This window comes from Propionivibrio soli, from assembly GCF_025770765.1.
GTDB classification, from domain to species: domain Bacteria; phylum Pseudomonadota; class Gammaproteobacteria; order Burkholderiales; family Rhodocyclaceae; genus Propionivibrio; species Propionivibrio soli.
Genome location: NZ_JANZKY010000021.1, coordinates 21,161 through 34,406 on the forward strand (window position 1 = coordinate 21,161; position 13,246 = coordinate 34,406).

Annotated in this window: 13 protein-coding genes; 11 read left to right on the forward strand and 2 right to left on the reverse strand. The window is 59.9% G+C overall.

What is annotated here, in order from left to right:
• Positions 1-67: 67 nt before the first annotated feature.
• Positions 68-958, reverse strand: coding sequence for an NAD(P)-dependent oxidoreductase (locus NZ453_RS20420; protein WP_263772772.1), 891 nt, complete (start codon positions 956-958; stop codon positions 68-70).
• Positions 959-1,139: 181 nt separating this feature from the next.
• Here NZ453_RS20420 and NZ453_RS20425 point away from each other — a divergent pair, with 181 nt between their 5' ends.
• The 3 genes from NZ453_RS20425 to NZ453_RS20435 all read left to right on the forward strand — a co-directional run bounded on the left by NZ453_RS20425 (position 1,140) and on the right by NZ453_RS20435 (position 3,921).
• The gene (locus tag NZ453_RS20425; RefSeq protein WP_263772773.1) at positions 1,140-1,970 is read left to right on the forward strand and encodes a FadR/GntR family transcriptional regulator; all 831 of its coding nucleotides are present in this window, start codon (positions 1,140-1,142) and stop codon (positions 1,968-1,970) included.
• Between the two features lie 149 nt (positions 1,971-2,119).
• Entirely contained in the window at positions 2,120-2,983 is an 864-nt protein-coding gene (locus tag NZ453_RS20430) for a phosphogluconate dehydrogenase C-terminal domain-containing protein (protein ID WP_263772774.1), read from the forward strand.
• A 95-nt stretch (positions 2,984-3,078) separates the two neighbouring features.
• Positions 3,079-3,921 carry a sugar phosphate isomerase/epimerase family protein gene (locus tag NZ453_RS20435; RefSeq protein WP_263772775.1) on the forward strand — a complete coding sequence of 281 codons (843 nt, stop codon included), beginning with the start codon at positions 3,079-3,081 and terminating at the stop codon, positions 3,919-3,921.
• Positions 3,922-4,137: 216 nt separating this feature from the next.
• On the opposite strand, the gene NZ453_RS20440 is transcribed toward NZ453_RS20435, so the two are convergent.
• Positions 4,138-5,187, reverse strand: a complete 1,050-nt coding sequence (locus tag NZ453_RS20440) for a FadR/GntR family transcriptional regulator (protein WP_263772777.1) — start codon at positions 5,185-5,187, stop codon at positions 4,138-4,140.
• Positions 5,188-5,243: 56 nt separating this feature from the next.
• On the opposite strand from NZ453_RS20440, the gene NZ453_RS20445 reads away from it, so the two are divergent.
• From NZ453_RS20445 to denD, 8 genes are all read left to right on the forward strand, one after another.
• Positions 5,244-6,227, forward strand: a complete 984-nt coding sequence (locus NZ453_RS20445) for a TRAP transporter substrate-binding protein (protein ID WP_263772778.1) — start codon at positions 5,244-5,246, stop codon at positions 6,225-6,227.
• A gap of 112 nt (positions 6,228-6,339) precedes the next feature.
• Positions 6,340-6,831: a TRAP transporter small permease gene (locus NZ453_RS20450; RefSeq protein WP_263772779.1), complete on the forward strand. Its 492-nt coding sequence runs from the start codon at positions 6,340-6,342 to the stop codon at positions 6,829-6,831.
• 33 nt (positions 6,832-6,864) lie between these two features.
• On the forward strand, positions 6,865-8,145 hold the full coding sequence (locus NZ453_RS20455; protein WP_263772781.1) for a TRAP transporter large permease: 1,281 nt from the start codon (positions 6,865-6,867) through the stop codon (positions 8,143-8,145).
• A 48-nt stretch (positions 8,146-8,193) separates the two neighbouring features.
• Positions 8,194-9,099: an L-threonate dehydrogenase gene (gene ltnD / locus NZ453_RS20460; protein ID WP_263772782.1), complete on the forward strand. Its 906-nt coding sequence runs from the start codon at positions 8,194-8,196 to the stop codon at positions 9,097-9,099.
• A 292-nt stretch (positions 9,100-9,391) separates the two neighbouring features.
• On the forward strand, positions 9,392-10,669 hold the full coding sequence (otnK, locus tag NZ453_RS20465) for a 3-oxo-tetronate kinase (protein ID WP_263772784.1): 1,278 nt from the start codon (positions 9,392-9,394) through the stop codon (positions 10,667-10,669).
• Entirely contained in the window at positions 10,666-11,322 is a 657-nt protein-coding gene (gene otnC, locus NZ453_RS20470) for a 3-oxo-tetronate 4-phosphate decarboxylase (protein WP_263772786.1), read from the forward strand. The genes otnK and otnC overlap by 4 nt, the downstream gene beginning before the upstream one ends.
• 9 nt (positions 11,323-11,331) lie before the next feature.
• Positions 11,332-12,108 carry a 2-oxo-tetronate isomerase gene (otnI, locus tag NZ453_RS20475; protein ID WP_263772787.1) on the forward strand — a complete coding sequence of 259 codons (777 nt, stop codon included), beginning with the start codon at positions 11,332-11,334 and terminating at the stop codon, positions 12,106-12,108.
• Positions 12,105-13,091, forward strand: coding sequence for a D-erythronate dehydrogenase (denD, locus tag NZ453_RS20480; protein WP_263772789.1), 987 nt, complete (start codon positions 12,105-12,107; stop codon positions 13,089-13,091). The genes otnI and denD overlap by 4 nt, the downstream gene beginning before the upstream one ends.
• The last annotated feature ends 155 nt before the right edge of the window (positions 13,092-13,246 follow it).

Sequence of the window (13,246 nt, forward strand, 5' to 3'; positions counted from 1 at the left end):
CGCCACGCTGCGGACATGCAGCGTGGCGAGTGCTGAGTTGCGTCACCTTATGGCCTTCGTGGCACTTTCAGCGGACAAGACCGGCGTCGCTCGCCACATCAAGCGCGATGCTCGTCCAGTCGGATTCCGCACCGCCCTTCGCAACCCGTGCCGTATAGCGGTTTTGCAACGTGGCGAGGAAAGGCATCGGGACATTGCTTGAACGTGCGGTCTCGGCGACGAGTTGGATATCCTTGCGACCGAGGGCGAGCCGGAAACCGGGCGGATCGAAACGCTGCTCCGCGATGATTCGCCCGTAGTTCTTGTAGATCGGGCAGTTGAAGATGGTGCTGCCGAAAAAATCCGCAAGCCGGCCCTGATCGATGCCGTTCTTTTCGCCGAATACGAAGGCTTCGGACATCGCCTCGATGGCGGAGGCGATCATGAAGTTTCCGGAGAGCTTGATGACGTTGGCCGCTTGGGGCTCTTCGCCGAAGTCATAGTGTTGTTGGCATAGCGGTTTGATGATCGGCAGCAAGCGCTCTTTGTCGGCCGCTTTGCCTGATAGGCAGATCCACAGCATGCCCGCTGCGGCGGCCTCCGGACGGCCAAAGACCGGCGCGGCGATGTAGCCGACGTCGCGTTCGGCATGGGCAGCCGCGAGGCGTTGCGCCGTGGCCGGCAGGATGGTGCTCATCGAGACGTGGACGGCGCCCGGTTTCATCGCGGACAGCATGCCGTGGTCGCCTGACACGACGTCCTCGAGTGCGCGGTCGTCGGCAACCATCGAAAAAACGAAATCGGCGTTCTTGACGGCGTCCTCCGGAGTTGCGGCTTCACGGGCTCCTTTTCCAGTAAGCGGTGCCGCCTTGCCGGCGCTGCGGTTCCAAACGGTCAACGGATAGCTGGCCTCGATCAGCCGGGCCGCCATGGACATTCCCATGCTGCCAAGGCCAAGATAGGCGATCGAAGGTGTCATAGGGTCTTTCCTTTCATGCAGTTCAATCAGTTTAAAATATGAATAGCAACTGACTTCCGTTTTGCCCGGTGAAATGGGGCGCGGCGAGCCGGCCTGTTGGTACTTGTCTCCGAATAATATCGGAATCACGATGACGAGCGCTCCATGTGAGGAGCCTCCGTGTTGAAAGCCCACGTTGACGATGCTCAAGGAAAAAGAACACCAAGCGAAATCGGTGCATTCGCCGAAGAGGGGCGAGGAGCCCACGCCGGCACCCCTTGGTTCGACTGAGCCCTCGACCGGTTCCGCCGATGCTACAGGCTTTTCAACATTGCTTTCTGCCCGACCGGCTGCATCGTCCGTCGACCATGTGGTCAACAGCATCAAGGAGTTGCTGCTCAGCAAGAAGGTCATGCCAGGCGATCGGCTACCAGCGGAGACGGAGCTGACCAAGCTGCTTTCGGTGAGCCGCGGTTCGGTGCGCGAAGCGATGAAAATCCTCTCGGCGTTGGGTATCGTCGAGGTGAAGCGGGGCGACGGCACGTATATTTCGACGCGCAGCGTAGAGGCGGTGTTCGACCCGCTCCTTTTCAGCATGATCGTTTCGCAACCGCAGTTCGCCGAACTGAAGGAGTTGCGCTTGATCCTCGAGAAGAGCGTGGTTCGCCTCGTGGTCCGCAATGCGTCCGAAGACGAGTTGCGCGCGTTGCGGGAATGTGTGGAACAGACTGTGGCGTTGCGCAACAGCCCCGAACGCGATAACGAGAAGCTGCTTGCGCACGATCTGGAATTCCATCGTCTGCTCGGGCAAGCCTGCCGGAACGGTCCGCTGGAGACTGTTTACAAGTTCGTCATGCAGTACTTCAAGATCTACATCGCGCAAAGCCTCCTCAAGCATACGGTGCCTAGTCAGGAAACCGGAGAGGCGCACACCAAGATCCTGCACGCTATCGAGCAGCGTGACGAGGCCGCGGCGGAACGGGCCGTCGAGGATTCGATGGAGCTCTGGGAGTACCTCGTTTTCAAGCCCTGACAACCGCCGCTCCCGGCATTCCTCCGTCTCGGCTGGCGAGGCCAGCGAATTCGATTGACAGCAAAAAAAGCCGGTGATAGCGTTGCGCCAAACTAAACATCAGACGTTTGATGTTTGACGGATTTGCTTTTTCACAAGAGGAGCGCGCAATGCAACAGAAGATCGTGGTCAGCGTCATCGGGGCTGGCGGCAAGATGGGTACGCGGGTTACCAACAACCTCGCCAAGCATCCGGAGAGCATCGAGCTTCATTTCTGCGAGACCTCTGAAGCCGGCATCGCGTCGATTCGGGCGCGTGGCTTCGATACGGTACCGGCGGAGGCCGCTGTACCGAAGAGCGATATCGTCGTTCTCGCGGTCCCGGACGTGATCATCAAGAAGGTTTCCGTCGGCATCGTGAGCATGATGACTCCGGGCGCCACGCTGATCATTCTCGACCCGGCGGCGGCGGTGGCCAAGGAACTGGCGCTGCGCGACGACTGTTCGTTCGTCGTTACCCATCCCTGCCACCCGTCGTACTTTACCGACCAGGAAACGTACGAAGCACGGCACGATTATTTCGGCGGGGTCGCGGGCAAGCAGGATATTGTCATGGCGAAGATCCAGGGCGATGACAAGAATTTCGACGCGGCACGTAAAGTGAGCGAACTGATGTTCGCACCCGTCGGCAAGAGTTTCGTCATGGGCATTCGCGACATCGCGTTCCTTGAGCCGACGCTGGTCGAAATCCTCGGCGCGTCCACGCTGTATGCCATGGCCGAGACCGTGAATGAGGCCGAGCGCCGCGGTATCCCGCGCGAAGCCGCTGTGTCCTTCCTCACGGGCCACATCAACATTCTCTCGGCGGTCTTCCTCGGCAAGATGGGTAACGTTCAAGTGTCCGATGCGTGCAAGGTGGCCGTCGGGCTCGGTAACCGCCTGGTGTTGCGTGACGACTGGAAACGTATCTGGGAAGACGATGTGCTCGACCGCAGTATCGCAACGATGCTGCACCCCGACGATCCGAAAATCTAGTCCATGCAAACGGGTAGCGCAGCGGTCAGAAGTCCTTGGTGCTACCCGTCGAATCGAACCGGCCGCAGAGTCGGCAGCGGTTACGGTGAGAACGAATGGTATTGAATGTCGGCAGCGTAATACGCGGGAAGGAAACGAACATGATCGGCCTCGGCACCTACGCATTCTTTTGGCAGCATTCAGCGCGCGCGCCGCAGCCGCTCGACTTGCCGGCCATGATTCAGCGGACGCGGGATTTCGGAGGGGAAGTCTTTCAGATCTGCGACTACCTTCCGATCCTCGACTTCCCGGATGCTCAACTCCGCGATGTAAAAGCGGTTGCTGACCGGGCCGGTATCGTGCTCGAACTCGGCACGAAAGGCATCCAACCGGCGCATCTGGCGAAGTTCCTGCATATGGCGCAAGCGCTCGGAGCAACAGTCCTCCGCAGCATGGTCAACACCCCCGATCACCGCCCAACGTTGTCCGAGGCTGAAAAGCTGCTTAAGGAGATACTGCCGGCCTACGAGGCGGCAGGCGTGAAGATCGGGCTCGAAACGTACGAGCAGCTCGGCTCGCGCGAGCTCGTGTCACTCGTTGAATCCATCGGAAGCCCAAGTCTCGGTATCTGCCTCGATCCCGCCAATTGTGTCGCGGCGCTCGAGCACCCGCGCGATGTCATCGACCGATGCGCACCGTACGTCGTGAATCTGCACGTGAAGGACTTTGCCTTTACGCGTCGCGGCGGCTGGGTTGGTTTTACGCTGGAAGGGACCGAACTCGGCCAGGGGCTCCTCGATTACGACTACATGATCCGGAAAGTGGCGCCGGAATCGCGCGGAATCAACCGCATCGTCGAGCACTGGCTGACGTGGCAGGACTCGTTCGAAGAGACATGCCGGTTGGAAAACCAGTGGAACGCGAACAATCTCGCGTATATGAAGGCTCATGCCGGCTGAACGGACGGCCGTTACGCGCACCTGTTGGAACGGAAAGGCGGCTCTCGATATGCGGGATAATCGCTGGACTTGTGACTCGGCTCCCCTCGATGCCAGGCTGCGGCATTCTGTGCATTCCGTGTTTGCGCTGCAAAGAGCGGCCGCCCATTCCCGCATGTTGCAGAGTGGGAATGTGTCCGGAGAGGTCCAATCGAGAGACGGAAAATCCGTCGTGCCTCAACCGGGAAATGCGATTTCTTCCGACGGATTGTCGACGAAACGCCGCAACGCACCGTCGTCGTCAAGCGAGGCCAGACGCGCACATGCACGCTCCATATGCAACCGCGCCGCCGCGCGCGCCGCTTCCGGATCCTGTGCGACAAGAGCCTCCACGATCGCTCGATGCTCTTCTCTGACCTGCTGGGCGAGTTCAACTTTGGTCGCTTCAATGGCGCGGGTGATCTGCGTGGCCCGGCGAAGAACGTTGAATAGGAACTCAACCAAGGCAACGAAATGGGGATTCCCACAAGCCTCGGCAATGCGACGGTGGAACACGATGTCGGCGTCGACGCCGTCACTGCCTTTGGCCACGTCCTCGTCGATACGCTTCACGGCTTGCTTGACCGCCGCCAGTTGTGCCTTCGTGCGTCGAACAGCGGCCAGCGCGGCGATCTCCCCCTCCAAGGCTTGTCGAACTTCCACCACCTGTCGCACCGACTGCATCGAGGCCATCACATTGCGGTCGAAACGGAATGGGGAATCGAGATTCCCCTTGCGCACAAAGACTCCGCTGCCTTGCCGGGATTCGACCATGCCTTCGGATTTGAGCCGCGAGACGGCTTCACGAATCACGGTACGACTGACGCCGAAGCGGCTGGCCATGCTCATTTCTGAGGGAAGCCGTGTTCCTGCAGGGAAATCGTCGCTGTTTATCAGCTGGATCAGACTGTCGCAAACCCGATCCGCGAGCGTACCGCCGTTGGTCAAACGCTCGACTTTGAACTCTGGAAACAACGCCATTTCACATCCCCGGGAAATTTGTCTAGCTGTATTGTAATTATACAAGTTATGTGCTTTACTTCGCTCGAAGTTCGTCATTTGTAATATTGTGTGACAACTTTGAAGCTCGCTGTGGGCCTTGTCAAGCAAGAGAAAGGCCGACAAAGAAGTACCAAAAGGACTGACCGATAAAGAGTCAGAAGCTGAGCCGGACATGAAAAGAAGCTGGCCGGCTCGTACAAAGAGGGCGCTGTAAAAAACCTCGATCACGTTCTGATTGCCGGCCACCGGGCTTCGGGTGGACGCCCTGTTCAGGGCAGGTTTTTCCGACAGAGGAGAGGTACATGAGAGCATCTCGCATTGCAGCAGGATTGATATTGGCATTGGGCTTGGGCATGGGCGCCGCGGTAACGGCTCAGGCGCAGACCGAGCTGAAGATCGGCTGGACAAACACGATTGACTCGCACTATGGCGTTGGCGTAACCACGTTCGGCGACGAAATCGCCAAACGCACGAATGGTCGCTACAAGCTCAAGTATTTTCCGTCCGGCGCTCTCGGTGGCGAACGCGAGATGCTCGAGGCCGTGCAGCTCGGCACGCAGGAGATGATCATTACTTCGACCGGACCCGTCGGTAACTTCGTTCCGGAAACACGGATCGTCGATATTCCCTATCTGTTCCGCGACTACGATCACGCTCGCAAGGTTCTCGACGGCCCGATCGGTCAAGAGTTGCTGACCAAGTTCCCGTCAAAAGGACTCGTGGCGATCAGCTGGATGGAGAACGGTTTCCGCCACATCACGAACAGCAAGCGTCCGGTCAAGACGCCGGAGGACGTGAAGGGCCTCAAGATCCGCACCATGGAAAACAAGGTGCACATGGATGCCTTCAAGGCGATGGGCGCGTTGCCGACGCCGATGAACATGAACGAGGTATTCACTGCCCTGCAAACCGGTACCGTCGACGGTCAGGAGAACCCGATTCCGGTCATCCTCGCCAACAAGTTGTACACCGTGCAAAAGTACGTGACGCTTGATTCGCACGTCTATTCGCCCGCGCTTCTCATCATCAACAAGGACATCTGGAACAAGATGAGCGACGCGGACAAGAACGCCTTCAAGGAAGCCGCCAAGATCGCCCTGGTCGCGAACCGCAAGAAGGTCAATGACGACGAAGCCAATGGTATCGACATCATGAAGAAGGCCGGTACCGAAGTAATTACGCAGGTGGACAACGCGGCCTTCCAGAAGGCTGTGGCGTCGGCCTACACGAGCTTCAACAAGGAGTTCGGCGAGGCCAATATCAAGCGGATTATGGACGTTAAGTAACGGCACAGAGCCTTGTATTACCGCGCCGCGAGCAAGCGGCGCGGTTTCTCGACACCCAGGAATAAATAGCGGGAAGGAGCGTTTAGCGCTTCCCGGTGGGAGAGTTCAACCTATGAAACAGTCATTCCTACGCTTCGAGCACTGGCTATCGGCGATCATCATTCGCGCCGCCTGCGTTCTGCTCGGCATCGCGTCTACCCTCGGGATGATGCAGGTGCTGAGCCGGTTCATTTTCAACCAGCCGATCAGTTGGAGCGAGGTCTTGATCCGCCTGGTCATTATCTGGATGGTCATGTTCGGTGTCGTCATCGCTTTCCGCGAAGGCGCCCAAGTTTCGGTGGACTTGATGTTCCGCTTGAGCGGACGGTTTCAGCGACCGCTGCACTTCGTGATCACCGTGGTCGCGGTCCTTTTCCTCGCTGTAATCATCTGGTACGGCTTCGACATCACCTGGCGCACGCGCTTCCAGGAAATCGGCGGCATGGAGTTTTTGCCGATGAGCGTTGGTTATGCGGCACTGCCAGTCGGAGCGATTTTCGCGGTCATCGCCGCCGTCGCCAATTATCTCGACCCGAAACATAACGAACTCGAAACGCAGCAATAAGCTCGCGTAACGATCACCGACTCAGGAGTCATCATGACCGCTGCAATGTTCCTCTCGATGATCATCTTCTTTGCCTTCAGCATTCCGATCGCGGTATCGATCGGATTTGCCGGTACCGCCAGCCTGTTCTTCTTCACCAACACACCGATGCTGGTTGTGCCCAAGGAGATGTTCTCGTCGATCGACAAGTTCGCGCTCGGCGCGATCCCGTTCTTCATCCTCGCCGGCAACCTCATGGAGGTCGGCGGCATTTCCAACCGCCTCGTCAATTTCGCCAAATCGATCGTCGGCGGGTTGCAGGGCGGGTTGGGAATCACCTGCGTCATGACGTGCATGATCTTCGCGGCCGTCTCGGGTTCAAGCGTCGCGACGACATTCGCGATTGGCGCCATCCTGATTCCTGCGCTGATCAAGCATGGTTATCCCACCAACTTTGCCGCCGCACTGCAGGCAACGAGTGCTGAGCTCGGCGTCATCATCCCGCCGTCGATCCCAATGATTCTCTATGGCGTCTCGGCCGAAGTCTCCATCGGGGAACTGTTCATCGCCGGTTTCGGACCAGGCATCCTGATCGGCTCCGGTTTGATGTTCTTCGTCTGGTGCTGGTCGAAATACAAGGGCTACGGCAAGAACGATCACGTAGGGCGCATGAAGTTCGGGCACGCTACTCGGGAGGCGGCTCTGGCGCTGATGATGCCCGTGATCATCCTCGGCGGCATCTACGGTGGCGTGTTCACGCCGACGGAAGCGGCGGTCGTGGCCGTCTTCTACGCCTTGATCGTCGGCATGCTGATCTACAAGGAAATCAAGGTCAAAGATCTTTACCCGATCTTCCGGAAGTCGGTGATTTCGTCGGCCGTGATCATGTTCATCATCGCCAACGCCGGGCTGTTCAGCTTCCTGATCACTCGTGCCGGCGTGCCGGAAGCGATCGGCGACTTCCTCAAGGCGCACCTGACGTCCGGCGGTATGTTCCTGCTTGGCGTCAATATCGCATTGTTCATTATCGGGATGTTCATCGAGACGTCAGCGTCGATCATCGTCCTTGCCCCGATCTTGGCTCCGGTGGCGCAGAAGTTCGGCGTCGATCCCGTGCATTTCGGAACGATCATGGTGGTGAACCTTGCGCTTGGCATGATTACGCCGCCATTCGGGGTGAATCTGTTCGCGGCCTGTACGGTGGCCAAGATCTCTCTCGACAAGATTGTGCGCGAACTCATTCCGTTCGTGCTGACGGTGCTCGCGTGTCTGATGATCATCACCTATGTCCCGCAGATCTCGTTGTTCCTCCGGGATTGGGTATACGGGTACTAGCCGCCGCCGGCAAGAGCATTTTCAATTCGTACAGGGAAGAAGAATCATATGAACGCAAAAGCCAGGAAACCGGTCGGAGTTATCGGCCTCGGTGCCATGGGCATGGGCGTGGCCATGTCACTGCTTCGGGAAGGCTTCGAAGTCCATGCTTGCGATGTGCGTCCGGAAGCCGTGCAGAAGGTCGTCGACGCGGGTGGAATCCGCGCCGAATCGCCCGCGGCGATGGCGCCGTTGGTCGATGTGCTGATCACCGTCGTCGTCAACGCCGATCAAACCGAAACGGTGCTTTTCGGCGAGAAGGGCGCGGCGCCGCACATGAAAAGTGGCTCGGTCGTGATCGCCAGCGCGACGGTCTCGCCCGAGTTTGCGAAAGCGCTTGGCAAGCGGCTGACCGACGCGGGGCTGCTGATGATCGATGGGCCGATTTCCGGTGGGGCGGCAAAGGCCATGGCCGGAGAAATGACCGTCATGTCGTCGGGTTCGCCGGAGGCGTATGCCAAATGCGAAAACGTGCTCGACGCGATCGCGGGCAAGGTCTACCGGCTGGGCAATGAAGTCGGCCCTGGTTCCGTGGTCAAGATGGTCAACCAGCTGCTCGCCGGTGTTCACATCGCCGCGGCGGGCGAGGCCATGGCGCTTGCCATCCGTGCCGGCGCCAATCCGGATCAGGTTTATGAAGTAATCACCAACAGCGCCGGCAACTCGTGGATGTTCCAGAACCGCGTGCCGCATATCCTGGCCGGCGACTACACGCCCTTGTCGGCGGTCAACATCTTCGTCAAAGACCTCGGCATCGTGCTCGACTACGCGAAGAAAGCAGTCTTCCCTCTGCCGCTGTCCGCGGCGGCGCACCAGATGTATATGTCCGCGTCGGCGGCCGGGCATGGCGGTGAAGATGACTCCGCGGTGATCAAGGTATTCCCGGGGATCAAACTGCCGGAAGCCAAGAAATAGCCAAGCAGACAGACCAAGAATGAAGTGACGAGGTGGTACTTTCGGCGGGCCGGTCAACGGCCCGTCTTTTCTTGAACCGGTGCAGTGAGAACGCGCAGAGGGAATGTAGCCCAAGGTGGTTTGGGTCATCAGTTGAGAATGCGGATCGGCAACAAAAGGTGGCAAGTGCAATACCCTGAGCCCGCACCGGGACTCTCTCGGTTGCAGAGCATCGAGCGGCGCCAGGCACCTTTTGTTGATGATCCGGTAGGTAACCGGATGTTTTGAGTTTTATTTTGATCAGGAGTAAGCGATGGCAGTACGGCTTGGATGTATAGCGGACGATTTCACGGGTGGGACGGATTTGGCAGGCATGCTGGTGAAGGCCGGCATGCGCACGGTACAGATGATTGGGGTGCCACAGGAGCCGATCGGCGACGATATCGACGCCGTGGTCATCGCCCTCAAGTCGCGCACGAGCCCGGTGGACGACGCCATTGCCGAATCGCTGGCCGCGTTGCGCTGGCTCCAACAGGCCGGATGCCAGCAGTTCTACTTCAAGTACTGCTCGACCTTCGACTCCACGCCCAAGGGCAATATCGGTCCGGTGGCCGAAGCCCTGATGCAGGCCCTCGGCACAAAATTCACGATCGCCTGCCCGGCCTTTCCGGTGAACGGCCGCACCATCTACAAGGGCCACCTCTTCGTCGGCGACATCCTGCTCTCCGACTCCGGCATGCGCAATCACCCCCTGACCCCGATGAGCGACGCCAGCCTCGTGCGCGTCCTCCAAGCGCAGATCAAGGGCAAGGTCGGCCTTGTCGACTTTAACGTCGTCAGCCAAGGGGCGAAGGCCATCAAGGCGCGTTTCGAAAAACTCCAGGCCGAAGGCTGCAACTTCGCGATTACCGACGCGCTCTGCAACGACGACCTGATGGCCATCGGTGCCGCCTGTGCCGACCTGCCGCTCGTCACCGCCGGCTCGGGCATCGCCCTCGGGCTGCCGCAGAACTTCCGCCAAGCCGGACTCCTGGTCGACAACCAGGTCGCCGACGCCTTGCCTGCCACCGGCGGCCTGCGCGCCATCATCTCTGGCAGTTGCTCGATCGCCACGCAAGGGCAGGTCGCCGCCATGCGCGAGAAGCACCCGGCGTTCAACATCGACCCCTTCGAACTCGCCCATGGCACCGATGTCGTTGCTGAGGCGCTCGCCTGGACCAAGGGCAAGATCGAGAAGGAACCGGTGCTCTTCTACGCCACCGCGACACCCGAAGCGGTGAAAGCCGTGCAGGCCCAGCTCGGTGTCGAGAAGGCCGGCAGCCTCGTCGAGGACGCTCTGGCCGCGATCGCGAAAGGCCTTGTCGCCATGGGCGTCGGCCAACTGATCGTCGCCGGCGGCGAGACCTCCGGCGCGGTGGTGAAAGCCCTTGGCGTCGACGGCCTGCGCATCGGACCTGAAATCGACCCCGGCGTGCCCTGGACGACGGCAATCACTCGCGACACGACTCGACGTCCGATCGCGCTTGCGCTCAAGTCCGGCAACTTCGGTACGCCTGACTTCTTCCTCAAGGCCTGGGGGAAACTCAAATGACCGCCCTTATGCACACCGAAGAGAATCGTCAGCGCGAAAAGATCGCGACGCTCTCGCGCTCGTTGTACGAGCGCGGTCTGACCGCCGGCAGCAGCGGCAACATCAGCGTCCGGCTGGAGGACGGCTGGCTGCTGACGCCGACCAACTCCTGCCTGGGCGAACTCGACCCGGCACGCATCGCCAAACTCGACTGGAACGGCACGCTCCTCGCCGGCGATCCGCCGTCGAAGGAAGCCTTCCTGCATCGCTCGATGTACGAAGCGCGGCCCAAAGCCGGGGCCATCGTGCACCTGCACTCGACGCACTCGGCCGCCGTCTCGTGCATGGGCGGGCTCGACCGCGAGAATTGCATCCCGCCGCTGACACCGTACTTCGTGATGAAGATCGGCCGCCTGCCGCTGGTGCCGTATCACCGCCCGGGCGACAAGGCGCTCGGCGACGTGATCCGCGGCCTCGCCGCGCGCCATGGTGCGGTGCTGCTCGCCAATCACGGCCCGGTGGTGTCCGGCCCCGATCTGGAAGGCGCGATCTATGCGTCGGAAGAACTCGAGGAGACGGCGAAGATATTCCTGCTCCTGCGCAACACGTCGGTCCATTGCCTCAACGACGAGCAGATCGACGAATTGAAAACGGTTTTCAAACTTGATATTTGAGGATGCGCCATGCCGAAATTTGCTGCCAATCTGACCATGATGTTCAACGAAGTCCCGTTCCCGGAACGCTTTGCCGCCGCGGCGAAAGCCGGGTTCGAAGGCGTTGAGTTCCTCTTCCCGTACGACTACTCGCCGGCCGAAGTGGCCGGCTGGCTGAAAGCGAACAAGCTCAAGAATGCGCTGTTCAACATGCCTCCCGGCAACTGGGCGGCTGGCGACCGTGGCATGGCGTCGATCCCGGGCCGCGAAAAAGAATTCTGCGACGGCGTAGCGAAAGCGATCGAGTACGCGAAGGCGCTCGGCACGCCGACCGTTCACGCCATGGCCGGTCTGCTGCCGCCGGAAGCCGACCGCGATACGCACCGCGTCACGTACGTCGACAACATCTGGTATGCAGCCAAGGAACTCGGCAAGCACGGGCTGACCCTGGTCATTGAGCCGATCAACACGCGCGACATGCCGGGCTATTTCCTCAACCTGCAATCCGAGGCACATGCCATTTGCAAGGAGATCGGTGAACCGAACCTGAAGGTGCAGATGGACTTCTACCATGCGCAGATCATGGAGGGCGATCTGTCGATGACCTTCAAGAACAACTTTGCGGGCATCGGCCACGTCCAGATCGCCAGCGTCCCGGCGCGGCACGAGCCGGATGAAGGCGAGGTCGATTATCGCCATATCTTCAAGCTGCTCGACGAAACGGGCTACTCGGGTTGGGTCGGTTGTGAATACCGTCCGCGCGGCAAGACCGAAGACGGCCTGGGCTGGTTGAAGGAAATGCAATGAAGGTCCTGATTACCGGAGGCGCCGGCTTCCTCGGCAAGCGACTCGCGAAGCGGCTGCTCGCGCGCGGCACGCTGAAGAACGCGCAGGGCCAGGAGGAGAGGATCGACGAGCTCGTGTTGTTCGACGTCGTCCCCGCCGAAGGCTTTACCGACCCACGGGTGAAAGTCGTCACCGGCGATATCGCCGACCCCAACGCCCTGAACGCGATCGTCGATACGCGCACGACGTCGATCTTCCATCTGGCGGCCATCGTCAGCAGCCAAGCCGAGGCCGACTTCGACCTCGGCATGCGCATCAATGTCGACGCGCTGCGTTTGCTGTTCGAAACATGCCGGCGACTCGGGCATTGCCCGCGCGTCGTATTCACGAGTTCGGTCGCCGTCTTCGGTGGCAAACTGCCGGAGGTGGTGCAGAACGATACCGCGCTCAACCCGAAATCATCGTATGGTGTGCAGAAGGCGATCGGTGAATTGTTGCTCTCCGATTTCAGTCGCAAGGGGTTCATCGACGGACGCGGCCTGCGTCTGCCGACGATCTCGGTGCGACCCGGAAAGCCGAACAAGGCCGCCTCGTCGTTCGCCAGCGGCATCATCCGCGAACCGTTGCATGCGGAGGAGTCGGTTTGCCCGGTCACACGCGATACGCGGCTTTGGCTCCTTTCTCCGCGCCAAGCCATCGAGTGTCTGATGTTCGCGCACGACCTGGGCAGCGAGACGTTTGCCGAAACCCGGATGGTGAATCTGCCGGGTGTCAGCGTGACCGTTGGAGAGATGGTTGAAACGCTCGGCAAGGTGGCCGGCAAGGCGGCCGTCGACAAAGTCCGCTGGGAAAGTGACGCAACGATTCAGCGCATCGTCGGCAGCTGGCCGGGGCGTTGGGACATGACGCGCGCGCATTCGCTCGGTTTCCGGGGCGACGCGGATTTCGAGAGCATCGTTCGTGCGTTCATCGCGGACGACATGGATGGCAAGGTGCGCGTTTAGTTCTCAAAACCAACGAGCATCTTCCTTCAGGGTTGAGGCAGGGGTACGGTATTCGGCGTCGATCGCCGGAGCTGTGCCCCTTGTTTTTTGTTCTCCATGTTTTATCGAGTAAGCCATCGAGAGTTGCGGAAGACGCGAGAATTTTCGGTAGAAAA

Excerpts from the sequence above, each read along its gene's own strand:
- otnC (WP_263772786.1), top strand. The coding sequence starts at position 10,666 with ATGACCGCCCTTATGCACACCGAAGAGAATCGTCAGCGCGAAAAGATC.
- NZ453_RS20455 (WP_263772781.1), top strand. The coding sequence starts at position 6,865 with ATGACCGCTGCAATGTTCCTCTCGATGATCATCTTCTTTGCCTTCAGC.
- NZ453_RS20435 (WP_263772775.1), top strand. The coding sequence starts at position 3,079 with ATGGTATTGAATGTCGGCAGCGTAATACGCGGGAAGGAAACGAACATG.
- otnI (WP_263772787.1), top strand. The coding sequence starts at position 11,332 with ATGCCGAAATTTGCTGCCAATCTGACCATGATGTTCAACGAAGTCCCG.
- NZ453_RS20445 (WP_263772778.1), top strand. The coding sequence starts at position 5,244 with ATGAGAGCATCTCGCATTGCAGCAGGATTGATATTGGCATTGGGCTTG.
- NZ453_RS20425 (WP_263772773.1), top strand. The coding sequence starts at position 1,140 with ATGCTCAAGGAAAAAGAACACCAAGCGAAATCGGTGCATTCGCCGAAG.
- ltnD (WP_263772782.1), top strand. The coding sequence starts at position 8,194 with ATGAACGCAAAAGCCAGGAAACCGGTCGGAGTTATCGGCCTCGGTGCC.
- denD (WP_263772789.1), top strand. The coding sequence starts at position 12,105 with ATGAAGGTCCTGATTACCGGAGGCGCCGGCTTCCTCGGCAAGCGACTC.
- NZ453_RS20420 (WP_263772772.1), bottom strand. The coding sequence starts at position 958 with ATGACACCTTCGATCGCCTATCTTGGCCTTGGCAGCATGGGAATGTCC.
- NZ453_RS20430 (WP_263772774.1), top strand. The coding sequence starts at position 2,120 with ATGCAACAGAAGATCGTGGTCAGCGTCATCGGGGCTGGCGGCAAGATG.
- otnK (WP_263772784.1), top strand. The coding sequence starts at position 9,392 with ATGGCAGTACGGCTTGGATGTATAGCGGACGATTTCACGGGTGGGACG.
- NZ453_RS20450 (WP_263772779.1), top strand. The coding sequence starts at position 6,340 with ATGAAACAGTCATTCCTACGCTTCGAGCACTGGCTATCGGCGATCATC.